Raw genomic sequence first — 15,412 nt, forward strand, 5'->3', positions numbered from 1 at the left:
ACGTAGGCTTGTGGAACGGCATGCCGCCCTTGGTGGTCAATGTGCGAGGAAAACACCGCTTAAACTATTGGCCTGGGTGGCTCGACCATCGTCGATGTGAACTCTCTCGCGTCGTCGGGCGCAGGCAAAGCCAGCTTTGCCTGCCGCGCCATCGTTCTCCAAGTGGACAGGTGATTCGGCTTCAGGCCTTGTCGCTCGACACTGACTTCACCGGGACTACACCTCACGCATTGGTCGTCCGCTGCAGCATCAATGGCACCGCGAGAATCGACGAAGCGAGGAACACGATGGCGCTGAGGACGAACGGACTCCACCAGCCGACATGGTCGAAGAGAACACCACCCCCGAATGCGCCCGACGTGATCGCAAACTGAATGAGGGCGACGAACCAGGCTCCGCCTTCCTCCAGGTGCTCAGGGATCGTGCGGGTCATCCACGTCATCCAAGCCGCCGGAACAGGGGTGGTGAACAGGCCCCAGAGAAGCAGCAGGCCTGCGGTCACATAGGCGTGGGAGCCGAGGCCCACGAGCACCAACGCGATGACGACCAAGAGCGCCGGGAAGCCGATCAGGACATGCGCCATGTGGGAACGCAGGATACCGGGGATCAGCCACGTGCCGCCGAGGCCTGTCAAGCCGATCCCGAGGAGGACTAGCGAGAGTGGATTGATGCCGAGGTGGGTGATGTCTTCTAGGAACGGCCGCAGGTAGGTCGACAGTGCGAACTGTCCCATGAAGAACAGCACCATCGCGGTCATGCCGAGCGCGAAGGTGGGGTTGGCCATGAGGCTGAATGTCCGGCCGAGAGAGCCATGAGGAGAGCCGGGCATGCGGGGCAGAACGATCAACTGCCAGATGAAGGCCGCGGCACCGATCGGAACCACAATAAAGAATGCGCCTCGCCAGCCAATGAGGCCCCCGAGGAAACTGCCGAGCGGGGCCGCGATGACGGCAGCCAGGGCGCTGCCACCCTGAAGCATGGCGAGGGCCTTCGGCACGTCTGGCCGGGAGGCTATGCGGGCGATGATCGCTGTCGACAGTGACCAATAGCCTCCGATCGAGATGCCGATCAGCGCGCGGCCAAACATGAAGACGAGATAGTTGGGGGCGAAGGTCACCGCCAACCCGGAGGCGACCAAGACGATTGTGTAGCCGAGGACGACAAGACGGCGGTCGAAGTTGGCGAGAACGAGGTTGCTAAACAGAGCGGTGAAGACTGCGAAGAAACCCGAGATCGAGATCGCCTGGCCAGCTTGGCCCGGGGTGATCGCGAGTTCGGTGGCGATCGGGGTGAGAAGGCTGACCGGCATGAACTCCATAGCGACGAGGGTGAAGGAGGTCAGCATCATGCAGATGACGGCGTTCCAAGGCGTCGCCCGGGTTTCGATGTTGAAGTTGTACGTCGTGTCCATATTAGTGGCTCGCTTCAGAAGGGGCTGTTCATAAAGTCCGGCGACGGCGGCGTGTTGTCGGTCGGGCGGTCCAGCTTGTCGGAGAGCCACTGTCTTCATGGTAGAGTTGGAAGCTCCACGTGGTCAGGTCTCTGGAATAGGGGACGCGTCGCCGTCTTGCGCGGTAGTTAGCACCGATCGATAGTGAGGATTAGCCGTCGCAATTTGCATGGACTTATCGATTTTGGCTATAAATCGCGAGCGCCGATGAACTGGAGATATGCGACGTGGCCCGAGCGAACTTCAACGAACTTCTGCTTTTTCTCGCGGTGGCCGAGGAGCGCAGTTTCACGAAGGCTGCCGCCAAGCTGGGTGTCGCGCAGTCGACGCTGAGCTACGCCGTTAAGGAGCTCGAGGCCCGAATGGGTTTGCGACTCCTGACGCGGACGACGCGTAGCGTTGCTACAACCGAAGCCGGGGAGCGGCTGAGGCTATCGCTGGCTCCGCGCATTTCCGAGATCGAGGCTGACATCGAGGCCTTGATGGCCTACCGGGACAAGCCAGCCGGCACCGTGAAGATCACGCTGTCGAACCACGCGATGGAGAGCGTGGTCTGGCCCAAGCTCGCGCCGATCCTCGGTGACTACCCGGATATCAAGCTGGAGCTGAGCGTCGACAATGCCTTCCGCGACATCGTAAAGGACGGCTTTGATGCCGGCGTACGCCTCGGGGAGAGCCTCGAAAAGGACATGGTCGCTGTCAGGATCGGGCCGGACTGGCGGTTGGTTGTGGTCGGCACGCCGGACTATTTCGAAACCCATCTGGCACCGTTGACCCCGCAGGAGTTGGTTCGGCACAATTGCATCAACCGACGGCTTGACCGGGTGGGCGGGCTCTATGGTTGGGAATTCGAGAAGAATGACGAAGAGGTGCGAGTTCGCGTGGAGGGCCAGCTTACCTTCAATACCGATCGAGAAATGGTGGAGGCGGCACTTCTTGGTTACGGCCTCGCTTTCGTCCCGGAGAGCTATGTCGCACGCCATGTCGCGGAAGGCCGGCTCAAGCTTGTCCTTGACGACTGGACACCGAAATTCGCGGGGTACTATCTCTACTATCCGAGCCGCCGTCAGAATCTCCCCGCGTTTTCAGTGGTCGCGGATGCTCTTCGAGAGAAAAGCGCCTGAGTGGAGGAGGCACCGGCTTCACTTATCTCGAGAGGAGCCGATCATAAGCTTTGCGCAGTTGCGTCACGCCCTTGGAAATCTGGGCGTCGGTTAGTGCCGCATACCCCATCACAACGGCGAGCTTCTTGGAGTTGTCTAGTTCTCTGAAATGAGGCCGCATCGAGTAAATGGCAACCCCGCAAGATAGGGCTTCGGTCGCAAAGTCATCTTCGTCGCTGAACGTTAGTCGATGGAACCAGACGACCAAGTGCAAACCCGCATCGGCCCCGACTATCGATACGTCCTCGCCGAACTCCGAGGAGAGGGCGTCGAGCAGACTCGCCCGTCGCTTGCCGTTCAATCTCCGAATGCGCCTGATATGCCCCTCGTATGCGCCGCTCTCGATAAAGGCGGCAAGAGCCTCTTGCTCCAGCGCCGGCGCATGACGGTCCGAAAGCAGTTTCACGCGCGTGAAAACGTCAACTAAGGATGATGGCAGGACCATGTATCCGATCCTGAGCGTGGGCGACAAAGTCTTGGACACTGTCCCGACATAGACGACGTTCGAGTTTGCCGACAGCGCTCGCAATGGTGGGATCGGCTTGATGTCGTAGCGATACTCGCCATCGTAATCGTCCTCAACAATGTAGCTGCCACAGACCTCGGCCCACTGCAGTAACTGCTGTCTTCTATTGATCGAAAGAACGCTACCGAGCGGGAACTGATGTGAAGGCGTCACATATGCCAATCGGGCGTCCAATCCTGCGAGTTGACCTGCATCCACGCCATCAGCGTCGACTGTAATCCCGATTGCTCTCGTGCCGACCGATGTGAAGACGTGGCGGGCCATGGGGTAGCACGGTTCTTCTATCGCGTAGGTGTCTCCCGGGTCGAGAAGGATTCTCGCGCACAGCTCTAGGCCTTGCTGTGAGCCGTTGACGATGACGATCTGGTCGCTGGAGCATTCAATCGATCTTGCCCGCCAAAGATACGCCTGCAGTGCGGCTCTCAACCGTGGAGAACCTTTCGGATCGCCGTATGAAAGTCGTGACGTTTGGCGGCCGGTGGCTTGGTTCAGGGCCTTGCGCCATTGAATCGTTGGAAAGTCGTCAGCAGAAATGTCGCCATACCGGAAGTCGATCACTGTGTTTGAGAACGATGATCGAGAAGGAAGTCGAACCTCGAGTACTCTCTTCGCATACTCAGACAGGCGCTGGTCGGCTGCAATTTCTGTCGTTCTGCTCTCAAACGGTTTTGGTTGGATGGCCGGCACGGCCAGTGGTCGCGAGCCTTGGCTAACAGTGATGAATCCCTCGGCGAGCAATTGGTCGTATGCCACGGTCACGGTATTCCGAGAAACGCCGAATTCGACGGCGAGCGCGCGAGACGACGGAAGCTTGCCGCCGTTCCCATACACGCCGTCAATGATCTGCCGTTTTAGTTGCTGGTAGATTTTCCGAGCACCTGGGCCTTTTTCACGGCGAGAATTGTTTCCGATTTGGTTGGTCATGGGCTCTCCTGGCGGATGCTCTGGTGGATAAAAGTCACCATGAACTGGACCACACAAATATCACCGATCTGGCCCTGTAAAAAGGTCCAGTTAATGGGTTATCCCGAGTTTAGAACCAGCATCGTGGAATCCAGACCGGAGGTCAGATGAACGAACAATACAGACGGTGGCGCTGCGTGCTCTGCGGCGTAATTTTCGACGAGGAACTGGGCTGGCCATCTGACGGGATAGCCCCCGGAACGCGATGGGCAGACGTTCCCGAAGATTGGATATGCCCAGACTGCGGGGCAACGAAGTGCGAATTCCAGATGGTCGAGATTTGACTTCCCCCAACTCATCTAGCCAGGCTTAAAACATGTACGTTCCCAAGCACTTCGAACAAAACGATGCTCAAACTCTCCATGAGTTGATGACGGGCAGTCCGCTGGGTATCCTCATCACCAACGGGTCGAGCGGGCTCGATGCCAACCACATTCCGTTCGAGCTCAATCCCTCACAGGGACAGTTTGGCCACCTTCATGCTCATGTCGCCCGGAATAACCCCGTCTGGGAGGACATCAAAACAGGCGATGAAGTGCTCGTGGTTTTCCGGAAGGCACACGCCTACATCTCTCCCAGTTGGTATCCCAGCAAACACGAGCTTCACAAGCAGGTGCCGACGTGGAACTACGTCGTTGCGCACGCGTATGGACGCGTAGTCATCCATGACGACGAGCGCTACGTCCGTGGAATGGTCGCTCGGCTGACCCGAACGCATGAAGCGACGCAGTCAACGCCCTGGAAAATGACCGACAGCCCAAAGGAATTCATCGACACCATACTCAAGGCGATCGTTGGCGTCGAGATCGAGATCACCAAATTGCAAGGCAAGTCAAAACTTAGCCAGAACAAGGAGGTCCGGGATATTCGCAATGCCAGCGTGGCACTCAAGGTGTTGGGCGAGGTGGAGATCGGCGAAGCGATGTCGGACATAGCCGATGGAAAGGAGCGGACGTTTAAGGCATCGGAGGTTTGAGCAATAAACTGTCGCCTGAACCGGAAACCAATCGGCCAATCAAGCGGCCAAAAGAGAAGAGGTAAAATCTCTAAAAAGTTCTCTTACATTCTGTTATAAAACAATATCTCTCGAGTTGTGATGTAGCCGTTGTAGCGGCCAAAATGGTGGCCAGGAATGACAATCCATGATGACGGCGAAAACATCGGTCTCATCGAACCTCTCCTCGTTCCCGAAGAAGCTGGGCGGAGGTCCAAGCTAAACGACTTGGCACTGGTGTTGGCTGAGAAATCAGCGGCTTTCTCGTCGTCACTGCCTCCGGCGATCGCCATTTCCCTTGCCGATCTCATCAGGATTGTGAATTGCCATTACAGCAATCTGATCGAAGGTCACGATGCTCATCCTCGCGACGTTGCGCGGGCGATCCTTGAAGACTACAGCGACGATCCGGAGAAACGCGCTCTTCAGCTGGAAGCGCGTGCGCACATCTCCGTTCAGAAATGGATTGACGACGGCGGGATCGATAAGGGACCTTTTTCCACCCAAGCGATCCGCGACATTCACCGGCGGTTCTATGGACTCGAGCCCTCGCAACGCCTGCTCATGGACACCGGTAGCGATGGCGAAAAAATAACGATGGTGCCCGGAGCTTTAAGGTCGATAGACGTCCGGGTCGGCCGACACGTGGCAATCAGCCCCGGCGCAGTGCCGCGATTTCTTGCCCGGCTCGAAGAGGGCTACGGGTCGGGCGGTCGGATAGACACGATCCTCAGCGCGGCCTGCGGCCATCATCGTCTTCTTTGGGTCCACCCATTTCCGGATGGTAACGGCCGTATCGCCAGGTTTGTGTCGCATGCCACTCTGAGGTCGGCCCTCAGGACGAGTGGTCTCTGGTCGGCAGCTCGCGGCCTTGCTCGACGAGAGCAGGAATACAAGAAGCATCTCCAGTCATGCGACGAGGCTTGCGGCGGTAGACGAGCACTTGCTGAAGGCTCGCTCGCCAGCTTCGCGGAGTTCTTTCTGGAGACCTGTATTGATCAGGTAGATTTCATGAGCGATCGAATGCAGCCGCACAACCTGCGTGCCCGAGTGCTGACATGGGCACAGGAGGAAATTCGCGCAGGGAGACTTCCGCCAAAGTCCGAGACGGTTCTTACAGTCATGCTCTATCGCGGAGAGTTGGACCGAGTTGAGGTTCCGACCTTGATGGCAGCAAGTGATAGGTCCGCCCGCCGCCTGACCGCCGCCCTGATTGATACCGGGGTGGTCCAGTCCCAAACATCCCGTTCGCCGCTCCAGATGGCCTTTCCTGTGGGATTGGCTACTCGGTTCCTGCCCGGACTTTTCCCTGAGCACTGATGCGACGGGACTCACCCGCTTCTGGGTGGTCGTCTATTGTCGGACATCGATAGAACCGACTGTCACTCTTCCAGTGGTTCCCGGTCAGGAAGTGCGTGTTGAGGCAGGGCACGATGCTGTTGTTTTTCCCACGTCTCAATTAGAAAAAGGCTTAGCGAGCCCGCTGCATTGATGGCGAGGCGAGCAACACGAGGATCGAGCCGCGCGGCTCCTTTGCTTCTGCCATGTGCGTCACCGCCATGGGTTCGGAGAGCGCCGATCCCCTTCACAACTGACGTCAGTCCGCTCAATATTTGTCGGACGTCCTGTTCTATCTCTGGCGGGAGGTCGGTACGTCCGGGGGACAAGTTCAGTGGCTCCTGAACAGCCTTGATGAGTCCGTCAACGTCGCGTTTAGCGGGAAGTGGAAGCGCTAGTTCAAGGAGTATTGAGCGGCATACAGCCTCGACAAGCGAGCAGGCTGCGGTAACAGCATCCTCCGGATCGTCGGAAACGTTTGGAAGGGCGCGGGCAATTTCAATCTGGACGGTATCAAAATCCAACGTTTTAAGCTTGCTGATGAATGGTTCGACGATCATTCCGGTCGACTGCCGCTCGACTAGGTGAGCTTTGCCCGAAACGACCGTTATCGCCAAGCCATCGGCTTTCAGCGCCAGGTTTAGATGGTCTCTTACCGCCCCCGCTCTATCCGGTTCTGCGAGATATTCACGGGGATCGCTGACTTTGAGGATGATCCGCTTGATCTTCTCATCGCCATCCCAGTGTGCAGCTGCCTCACGTAGGCAGTTTGTCGTGGCGGGAACGCGCGAGCTCATGCCTATGCGCATATCGATGCCACAATCGAGAAAGAACTGTTCGATCTTCGGGCCGGATCGATAAATTCCTATTGGCGGCGCGCTATCCGATCCTTGATTAATCCCTCCGGTAATCACGTCAACGAGCGCCTTGATTACGAAAGGGGAGAAGCGCTCGCTCATCGAAGGTCCCGAAAATTCATTAGGGTGGCTCGCACATAGTTGGGAACATCGACGAACGCCACCCACGGCTTCTTTCGTAACGTGCCGCGCAGTTGGACTGTGGTTGGGAGAAACTGAAACGCAGCGTTCTTCGCCTTTTGCGTTTCGACCGTAATATGCTCCGCGTGAATGATTTTGTTGCACGCTTCGCGGAACGTCAGCTCGATATCATCCTCTTTTGTCCCCCCGACGTCTGTGACGAGCCTCCCACAGGCAAGTGCCACCGGGGCGAAGCTCAATTCCGCCGCATCATTTCTCGGGCCATCCATGTGGTCGTCGTGGGACCTGTTCATGATCGCGGTGGAAATAAGGAGATGGACCAGCTCGTCCTCAACAAATTGATCGCGGAGGTCCACAAGAACGTCACCACGAGCGGTTGCCAAGCGGGCAATCGCCTCATCGGCCATGACGACGTTCAGGAGCCGATAGACGTCGCGCAATACCGTGTCGGAGTTTAGACTGTAGTTATGTCGGCCAGACCATGCCTTCTGTGTCTCGACTTTGGCCGCCGGTTTGGCCTTTTTGCCCGTCTTCTTTGCCTTGCTAGTCGTCGCCGCCAACTCGATCTCCCCCCTGTGTATCGTTCGCTATCGTCGTCTGAATGCCGCCACGACTACGCTATCAGGTCACTGACCCATTCACTTAGCAATACTTTTGACTGCAAGAACGTGCCGGCGAACGTGAACAGTGATGTGAAAGGGACGTCTTCAATTCGAAGCAAATGCGTGCGGAAGGTCGCATCGATGACCTTGCCTTGTTGAAGGCTTTCATCGTACCGCTTTCTACGATCGTCGCCCTCGTAGACATTGATCGCTAAATCCAGATGCTGCATCTTTACGTCGCCAATCGACGTGCCAGCCGGATCGCGGGTATCAAGATGGATACACCTGCCTATCATAAGGCCGTCAGGATCATCTGGGCGTGGCAGCTCTTCGATCATGACCGAGAGATAATCATCCTTCCGGCGCTCGACGTGAACCTCCAGGCGTCGCACCATTTTTACATGGTAATCCCAAAACTCCGCATGCCCGTCAGACAGTGGCCTTCCCAGCAGTTGATACGAGCCGAAATCCTTCATCCCTTTCCGGAGGCTGAAGTCTTTCAACCAACGCGGACTTGCAGGTACGATTGCCGACTCCATAAGCGCTTGCGGTGGTCTTTCTTCGAAGTACTGGTCCGCGTCGAGCCGTATAAACGTCGAAGCGCCGGGCCACTCTCTGATTACCCAGTTGACGATCTTCGGGCTCAAGTAGGGACAGAGTGTCGTGAACCCGCTGCCCGCTCGATACACCTCACTACCGCCGACTGATACGACGGCTTCAAGATCAATCAGTTCTCGATCCGACTGGCCGCTAGCTCTTTCCCTGATACTGTCGAAAAGGGGTGGCACGCGATCGAAAAGACGCTGGTCCTTGGTGTAGGGCCTGCAAAGTCGCCTGATTTCCCGTCGCTTGAGCTCGCGGTCGATCTCGAAAGCCAGGGCAAACGACGCTAGTCGCTCGCGGTAACCGCGATCGGAGAATAACCCGATCGATAGATATCCAGTGAGCCAGTCTTCATCCTCGCTCGTCAACATGGATTCACGAAAGGAGACAAGGGCCTGGACGATAGAGGTGTGGTCACCCGGTTTTTCCACAAGTTCGTGTGGAGCAATATTCAACAACCGGCTTCGGTCGGCCATTATGCCGACTGTCTCGAAGTAGTGATCTACTTCCAAGCCAACCTCCAGCGAAGATGGGATGGGCTGGGTTTCCGGATTTCTGGCCCCAGCGGTGAGCTCATTTGGACTTTGCAGTCAATCTCTGCTTGAGAAGTTCACGTAGGGTCTGCGCCAGGTTTGGCGTCGCACTCGAGCACATCACGAGCAACTGAGCTGGCTCGCCGCCTGCGGCAATGTAGGCGTGTCCCATGGTGCTATCGAAGTAAACGCTGTCACCGGTGTTAAGAACGGTTTCTTCGTACAACGAGGTGTGGAGGGTGACGGAGCCCTTGAGCACATAGAGGTACTCTTCGCCCACGTGCGTCCAAAGACCGTCAACGCGGTTCAGTGAGTCTGCCTTGACGTCAATTACCATCGGGACGATGCGCTTGTGGGCGATGTCGGTGCAAAGGTAGACATATTTGTAGTTGTCGTCCTCCATCACCAGGCCTTCGTGCTGGCGGCTGACACTTCTTCGGCCCATCAACTGCTTCGGCTCCTGGCCCGAAGGGGAAGGTGCTAGCAAGTCGCCAATTTCGATGTCGAGGCCCGAGCAAAGCTGGATGATCGTTTGGTACGACGGGGAAATCAGGTCGTTCTCGATCTTCGAGAGCGTCGATTTGGAAATCCCGGTTTTCTCGGCGACGTCGGCCAGAGTCCATCCGTGATGCCCGCGCCGCTCTCGGAGCACCTCGCCGATCAAAGCAGGCGCTTTTCGTGAGCTATTGTCCATTTCACCATCTTCCGTTCAAGCATGTCGATTGGACGGCGGTCGATAGGAACGCCGAATTCCACGATTGTCACATCATGGCGTAATCGTTTCATAAACGAAAATGGAAAAACGCCAAGGCCCGAACGTTCTTCGTGCCCTGTGCTCATGGGTTTAGATCGCACGATTTCCCGCGCTCCCTCCAACATTAACCGGCAATCGCCGCCTAACCCACCAGCCGGACGACTTGGTCTGTGAGTCTCGCCTTGTAGACGGCGCTGTCCTCGATCGGAAGACGGGCTGCTCCCGACCGTGTTGCGGCTTCCGCAACAGCCGGCGCGATCTCGCCGACGAGGCGGGGATCGAACGGCGACGGGATGAGGTAATCCTTCGAGATGCCTGTCTCCTTGGTCAGCGCGCAGATCGCACGCACAGCGGCAAGCTTCATTTCCTCGTTGATTTCCGTAGCGGCGCAATCCAACGCCCCCCTAAACAGGAACGGGAAGCACAGGACATTGTTGACCTGATTTGGGAAGTCCGACCGCCCTGTGCAAATCAGAGCATCTGGACGGACGGCAAGGGCGAGCTCTGGCATGATTTCCGGCACGGGATTCGAAAGAGCCAGGATCAATGGCGACGCGGCCATCTGAACCAGGGCGTGCGGCTTCAGCGCGCCGGCAGATGAAAGGCCCACGTAAACGTCCGCATTGATCATGACGTCGTCAAGGGACTGTAGCTCTGTCTCTTGAGCAAAAGCTCCGCGCCATGGGTCGACGGACTGCTGGCGCGCTTTGGTCACGATCCCTTGTCGATCGGCGATAAAGATGTTTTCCCGGCGCGCGCCGACGGAAATGAGCATGTTCATGCAGGCGATGGCGGCCGCGCCCGCACCCGAGCAGCAGATTTTTGCTTGGGCGATATCCTTGCCAGCCAATTCGAGACCGTTCAGCGCTGCCGCGGCGACGATTATCGCCGTTCCGTGCTGATCGTCATGGAATACCGGAATCTGCATCCTGGCCTTGAGTTCCGCTTCGATTACGAAGCAGTCGGGAGCTTTGATGTCCTCCAGGTTAATCCCGCCAAATGTCGGTTCAAGCGCGGCAACAATATCGACGAACTTCATCGGGTCTGTCTCGTTGACCTCAAGATCGATGCTGTCAACGCCACCAAAATGCTTGAAGAGTACGGACTTCCCTTCCATGACCGGCTTGCTTGCGAGTGCGCCGATATTCCCCAGGCCGAGCACTGCCGTACCGTTTGAAACGACGGCTACGAGGTTGCCCTTTGACGTGTATCGATAGGCGAGGGCGGGGTCACGCGCGATCTCCTCGCAAGGCGCTGCGACGCCTGGAGAGTACGCGAGCGATAAATCGCCAGCATCTGTGAGTGCCTTCGAGGGCGCGAGGGCAATCTTGCCTGGGCGCGGATGTTCATGAAATGCTAGTGCAGCAGCTCGCAAGCTCTCGTTCACTCTGATCTCCCTTGTCGTGGACCGCGTTTATCGGTTAGCCCGCCATCACGGTTCGTTGTTCCTGCTCACCCAAGCCCTGAATGCCGAGGCGCACCGTTTGCCCTGCGCGCAGGAATGTCGGTGGCTTCATGCCCATGCCGACGCCCGGAGGGGTCCCAGTCGAAATGATGTCGCCGGGCTGTAGGCTCATGAACTGCGAAATGTAATCAACCAGGAACGGCACGCTGAAGATCATGGTCTCCGTGCTGCCTGCCTGTCGTTCTGCACCGTCCACGGTCAGCCAGAGTCTCAGATTGTGGACGTCAGGCACTTCGTCGGCCGTGACAAGCCATGGCCCGATCGGCCCAAAGGTGTCGTACGACTTTCCCTTGGTCCACTGTCCGCCTCGCTCGTTTTGATAGGAGCGCTCGGAGACGTCGTGGACGACGCAATATCCAGCAATGTGGTCGAACGCGTCAGCTTCTTTGATATGGCTGCCACTCTTGCCGATGACGATGCCGAGCTCGACCTCCCAATCGGTCTTCTCGGAGCCAGGCGGAATGGTGACGTCGTCGTTCGGGCCGCAGATCGAACTCGTGGCCTTCTGAAACACGATCGGCTCAACTGGGATCGGCAGATTGCTTTCCGCGGCGTGGTCCGCATAGTTCAGGCCCACACAGACGAACTTGCCTACTTGTCCCACGCAAGGGCCGACTCGGAAGCTGCCTTCGATTTTGGGGAGGCTTTGCGGATCGAGTGCCCGGATACGGTCCAGCGTGTCCGCGGTAATTGTCGATCCATCGATGTCAGCGATGAAGTCACTCAAGTCTCGGACGTCGCCGTTCTCATCGATGATGCCGGGCTTCTCGAAGCCTTTGTTCCCGTACCGGATTAGTTTCATCCCCGCCTCCTGGAAAGCGCACTCCCTGCACCTGATGTGCCAGCGCATGTTTTCCGAATGTTTCCTATATGAAACTTCGATTGTCAACATATTGGTTCGTTGGGAGCTCAAAAGCTCGCTGGACGCCGGCGGGCATGTGCTTGATGCATTTATTCAGAAAGTCGGCTCTATAAACGGGGCTACGGGTAACGAAATTCCATTATATCTGATTGAAATAAAATAATTTATTTCATATTTCCCAATAGGGAAGTGTGGGTTCTCGCGCCAAATTTCGGTCTTCTGAAACACTATCCGATAACTCATAGCGCAAGAAAAATGCACTGATATGTCAGAAGCTTCGATCGAGTCATGCCGTCGAGAAATGTTCGTTCGCGTTTTCAAACTTGACTAAAGATTTCTTCTGTGAAACTTTCGCGAAAAATAAGAAACGTGGTGAACTAACGGGAGGATCAACCTGATGGTCGGACCTCGCTCCAACAACTGGGCTCTCCTGTGATGACGTGACTGAAGCCTGCACTTGCAGGTCTGGCGTTCCGCCGATCGGTGACGGTTGTAGAATAAGGATTGAAGAATGTCAGAGTTGCTCGAACCTCCCGTTCGAACACGCCCGGTCCCGCTACTGCGGATGCGGGAAATCAAAAAGCAGTTTGGATCGATTTTCGCTCTGAACGGTGTCGATCTCGATATCTATCCCGGTGAAGTGCATGCCCTGATGGGTGAGAACGGGGCAGGGAAGTCGACACTCATGAAGGTTCTGTCCGGTGCCCACACGTGCACCTCGGGGCAGATCGAAGTCGAGGGGCGCTCCGTCACCATCAATGGTCCTGGCGATGCGAAAAGGCTCGGTGTTTCGATTATTTACCAGGAGCTTGCTCTCGCGCCTAACCTAACGGTGGCCGAGAACATGCTCCTTGGTCGGGAAGTCGCGAAATTTGGCTTTCTCGATCGAAAGCAAATGGTGCGCGCCTGCGAGAAAGTCTTGGTCGACCTCGGTGCGGACTTCTCTCCGACTGACAAGGTTGCGATCCTGTCGCTCGCTCAACGTCAGCAGGTCGAAATTGCCCGGGCCCTCTTGGCCGATTGCCGCATCTTGGTAATGGACGAGCCTACGACCTCGCTTTCGTCGAAAGAATGCGAGCGGCTGTTCGCCATCGTGAACAAGCTGCGGGCGCAAGGCCTGGCGATCATCTACATCAGCCACCGCATGGATGAGGTATACGCGCTCGCTGATCGGGTCACAGTCCTACGGGACGGACGCTACGTCGGGTCGATAGTTCGTGACGAGCTTTCTGAAGAGCGGCTGGTCCAGATGATGGTCGGCCGCGATCTGTCCAGTTTCTATCAGAAGGACCGAAACGCTGAATACAGCTGTGGTTCAGTCCTGCTCAGCGTTCAGGACGTCCGGGACAACGGCAAGGTCCGCGGGGTGACCTTCGATCTGCGGCGGGGCGAAGTATTAGGTCTAGCCGGCATTGTCGGGGCGGGCCGGACCGAGTTCGCCCGCCTCATCTACGGCGCGGCCAAAATGACCGGCGGCACTGTCTCGCTCGAAGGACGAGACACCGGAATTTCCAGTCCGCTCGACGCGATCGAGAACGGCATCGTCTATCTTACTGAGGATCGCAAGCACGACGGTCTGTTCCTGGATATGAGTGTCGCGGCAAACGTGAATATTGCCGCGATCTCGGGGGACAGCAGGGGGTACGGGGTTCTCAACAAGGCCAAGGCGAAAGTCCGAACCGCGGCTGCGATCAAAGACATGAAGATCGCGCTGTCAGGGCCAGAGATCAACGTCGGTGCTCTATCCGGCGGGAATCAGCAGAAAGTCCTGCTGGCGCGCCTGCTTCAGACGAATCCCAAGCTTATCATTCTCGATGAACCGACCCGCGGCGTCGATATCGGGGCAAAATCCGAAATCTACCGCATCATCGAGACCCTTGCCGAAAACGGCACTGGGGTCTTGGTGATCTCGAGCGATCTCCCCGAGCTCATCGGGATCAGCGACCGCATCGTCGTGATGCGCGACGGTCGCATCGAGGGCGAAGTAGGGGGTAATAGCCCCACGCCCATTTCATCCGAAAACATCATCGCTATCGCAACCGGCTCGACCGGTCGCGAGACCGCAATCATGCATGAGACGAGAAAATGACCACAACAACCATCGCCGAACAGCCGCTGACGCAGCGTAAACGAGCGCTTCGTTCTTCCTTCCAGGCCTTGGGCATGTTCCCGATCCTCATCCTGATTGGCTTGGCCTTCCAGTTCATGAGCGGCTACACCGAGACGGGCAGCTTCGCTGAAGCCTGGACTGCCGGTCGCTTCCTCGCCATGCAGAACCTGTCCATCGTGATGCAGCAGGCGTCGATCAACACCGTACTTGCCGCCGGCATGACGTTCGTGATCCTGACGGGCGGTATCGACCTCTCCGTCGGCTCGATCCTTGCCGCGTCTGCTATGATCGCAGTGATCATCTCGTTGGTCCCCGAGTGGGGAATTATGGGTGTGCCGGCTGGTATCGCGTTCGGGGTACTCCTCGGCGCAATCAACGGTGGCCTCGTGTCCTTTGCGAAATTGCCGCCTTTCATCGTCACTCTGGGCTCGCTGACTGCCGTGCGCGGCCTTGCCCGTGTGCTCGGCGACGACAAGACCGTCTTCAACCCGGACCTGCCTTTCGCCGGCATGAGTGGTGACGCGTTTCTTGGCATTTCATGGCTGACCGTGATTGCCTTCGCGGTAATCGTTGTCTCGTGGATCGTCCTGCGCTTCACGACGCTTGGCGTCCGCATCTACGCGGTCGGCGGTAACGAGGCTGCTGCCAAGCTATCGGGTATCAAGGTCTGGCAGGTCTTGATGTTCGTATACTGCGCCTCTGGTTTCCTCGCCGGCCTCGGCGGCGTCATGTCTTCGACACGCCTTCTCGCCGCCAACGGCCTGCAGCTCGGCCAGTCCTACGAACTCGACGCGATCGCGGCGGTCATTCTCGGCGGCACCAGCTTTGTCGGTGGCGTGGGCACGATCTGGGGTACGCTCATCGGTGCACTGATCATCGCCGTACTCTCGAACGGACTGATCCTCATCGGCGTGTCCGACGTCTGGCAGTTCATCATCAAGGGTCTCGTAATCATCGGCGCTGTCGCGCTCGATCGATATCGCCTGAAGGGCTCTGCGCGAACCTAACAGTCGAAAGCTTCCGACTAGGGCTGATCAACCGATTTCTAGTC

Annotated in this window: 13 protein-coding genes and 1 pseudogene; 6 read left to right on the forward strand and 8 right to left on the reverse strand. The window is 57.4% G+C overall.

Features of this window, described 5'->3' with window-relative positions:
- Positions 1 to 223 precede the first annotated feature (223 nt).
- Entirely contained in the window at positions 224 to 1,411 is a 1,188-nt protein-coding gene (locus FHT71_RS04305; protein ID WP_183719028.1) for an MFS transporter, read from the reverse strand.
- Between the two features lie 266 nt (positions 1,412 to 1,677).
- Between FHT71_RS04305 and FHT71_RS04310 the strand changes: the two genes are divergently transcribed.
- Positions 1,678 to 2,574, forward strand: coding sequence for a LysR family transcriptional regulator (locus tag FHT71_RS04310; protein WP_183719030.1), 897 nt, complete (start codon positions 1,678 to 1,680; stop codon positions 2,572 to 2,574).
- A gap of 22 nt (positions 2,575 to 2,596) precedes the next feature.
- Here FHT71_RS04310 and FHT71_RS04315 read toward each other — a convergent pair whose 3' ends face one another.
- On the reverse strand, positions 2,597 to 4,063 hold the full coding sequence (locus FHT71_RS04315) for a PLP-dependent aminotransferase family protein (RefSeq protein ID WP_183719032.1): 1,467 nt from the start codon (positions 4,061 to 4,063) through the stop codon (positions 2,597 to 2,599).
- A gap of 146 nt (positions 4,064 to 4,209) precedes the next feature.
- On the opposite strand from FHT71_RS04315, the gene FHT71_RS04320 reads away from it, so the two are divergent.
- The 3 genes from FHT71_RS04320 (at position 4,210) to FHT71_RS04330 (ending at position 6,416) form a co-directional block, all read left to right on the forward strand.
- Complete coding sequence (locus FHT71_RS04320) at positions 4,210 to 4,386, forward strand: rubredoxin (protein WP_183719034.1); 177 nt, start codon at positions 4,210 to 4,212, stop codon at positions 4,384 to 4,386.
- Positions 4,387 to 4,418: 32 nt separating this feature from the next.
- A complete protein-coding gene (locus tag FHT71_RS04325; RefSeq protein WP_183719036.1) occupies positions 4,419 to 5,078 on the forward strand; it encodes an FMN-binding negative transcriptional regulator in 660 nt (219 codons plus the stop codon).
- Positions 5,079 to 5,234: 156 nt separating this feature from the next.
- The gene (locus FHT71_RS04330; protein ID WP_183719038.1) at positions 5,235 to 6,416 is read left to right on the forward strand and encodes a Fic family protein; all 1,182 of its coding nucleotides are present in this window, start codon (positions 5,235 to 5,237) and stop codon (positions 6,414 to 6,416) included.
- Positions 6,417 to 6,478: 62 nt separating this feature from the next.
- Here FHT71_RS04330 and FHT71_RS04335 read toward each other — a convergent pair whose 3' ends face one another.
- The 6 genes and pseudogenes from FHT71_RS04335 to FHT71_RS04360 all read right to left on the reverse strand — a co-directional run bounded on the left by FHT71_RS04335 (position 6,479) and on the right by FHT71_RS04360 (position 12,191).
- Positions 6,479 to 7,393 (reverse strand): abortive infection family protein, encoded by a 915-nt coding sequence (locus FHT71_RS04335; RefSeq protein WP_183719040.1) that lies wholly within the window; start codon positions 7,391 to 7,393, stop codon positions 6,479 to 6,481.
- Positions 7,390 to 7,992, reverse strand: coding sequence for a hypothetical protein (locus FHT71_RS04340; RefSeq protein ID WP_183719042.1), 603 nt, complete (start codon positions 7,990 to 7,992; stop codon positions 7,390 to 7,392). The genes FHT71_RS04335 and FHT71_RS04340 overlap by 4 nt, the downstream gene beginning before the upstream one ends.
- A 53-nt stretch (positions 7,993 to 8,045) precedes the next feature.
- Complete coding sequence (locus tag FHT71_RS04345) at positions 8,046 to 9,149, reverse strand: hypothetical protein (RefSeq protein WP_183719044.1); 1,104 nt, start codon at positions 9,147 to 9,149, stop codon at positions 8,046 to 8,048.
- A gap of 61 nt (positions 9,150 to 9,210) precedes the next feature.
- Positions 9,211 to 9,834: an XRE family transcriptional regulator gene (locus FHT71_RS04350; RefSeq protein WP_183719046.1), complete on the reverse strand. Its 624-nt coding sequence runs from the start codon at positions 9,832 to 9,834 to the stop codon at positions 9,211 to 9,213.
- Positions 9,835 to 10,120: 286 nt separating this feature from the next.
- Positions 10,121 to 11,317, reverse strand: a pseudogene (locus tag FHT71_RS04355) (malic enzyme-like NAD(P)-binding protein); the annotation flags it as partial.
- 28 nt (positions 11,318 to 11,345) lie between these two features.
- Positions 11,346 to 12,191: a fumarylacetoacetate hydrolase family protein gene (locus tag FHT71_RS04360; protein ID WP_183719050.1), complete on the reverse strand. Its 846-nt coding sequence runs from the start codon at positions 12,189 to 12,191 to the stop codon at positions 11,346 to 11,348.
- Positions 12,192 to 12,762: 571 nt separating this feature from the next.
- Between FHT71_RS04360 and FHT71_RS04365 the strand changes: the two genes are divergently transcribed.
- Both FHT71_RS04365 and FHT71_RS04370 read left to right on the forward strand, forming a co-directional pair.
- On the forward strand, positions 12,763 to 14,340 hold the full coding sequence (locus FHT71_RS04365; protein ID WP_210294069.1) for a sugar ABC transporter ATP-binding protein: 1,578 nt from the start codon (positions 12,763 to 12,765) through the stop codon (positions 14,338 to 14,340).
- Entirely contained in the window at positions 14,337 to 15,368 is a 1,032-nt protein-coding gene (locus FHT71_RS04370) for a ribose ABC transporter permease (protein WP_183719052.1), read from the forward strand. Before FHT71_RS04365 ends, FHT71_RS04370 begins: the two co-directional genes overlap by 4 nt.
- The last annotated feature ends 44 nt before the right edge of the window (positions 15,369 to 15,412 follow it).

Source organism: Rhizobium sp. BK060 (assembly GCF_014193145.1).
In the GTDB taxonomy this organism is placed as follows: Bacteria; Pseudomonadota; Alphaproteobacteria; order Rhizobiales; family Rhizobiaceae; genus Rhizobium.

Coding starts and splice junctions, on each gene's coding strand:
- FHT71_RS04305 (WP_183719028.1), bottom strand. CDS start 1,411: ATGGACACGACGTACAACTTCAACATCGAAACCCGGGCGACGCCTTGG.
- FHT71_RS04315 (WP_183719032.1), bottom strand. CDS start 4,063: ATGACCAACCAAATCGGAAACAATTCTCGCCGTGAAAAAGGCCCAGGT.
- FHT71_RS04320 (WP_183719034.1), top strand. CDS start 4,210: ATGAACGAACAATACAGACGGTGGCGCTGCGTGCTCTGCGGCGTAATT.
- FHT71_RS04325 (WP_183719036.1), top strand. CDS start 4,419: ATGTACGTTCCCAAGCACTTCGAACAAAACGATGCTCAAACTCTCCAT.
- FHT71_RS04330 (WP_183719038.1), top strand. CDS start 5,235: ATGACAATCCATGATGACGGCGAAAACATCGGTCTCATCGAACCTCTC.
- FHT71_RS04335 (WP_183719040.1), bottom strand. CDS start 7,393: ATGAGCGAGCGCTTCTCCCCTTTCGTAATCAAGGCGCTCGTTGACGTG.
- FHT71_RS04360 (WP_183719050.1), bottom strand. CDS start 12,191: ATGAAACTAATCCGGTACGGGAACAAAGGCTTCGAGAAGCCCGGCATC.
- FHT71_RS04365 (WP_210294069.1), top strand. CDS start 12,763: ATGTCAGAGTTGCTCGAACCTCCCGTTCGAACACGCCCGGTCCCGCTA.
- FHT71_RS04370 (WP_183719052.1), top strand. CDS start 14,337: ATGACCACAACAACCATCGCCGAACAGCCGCTGACGCAGCGTAAACGA.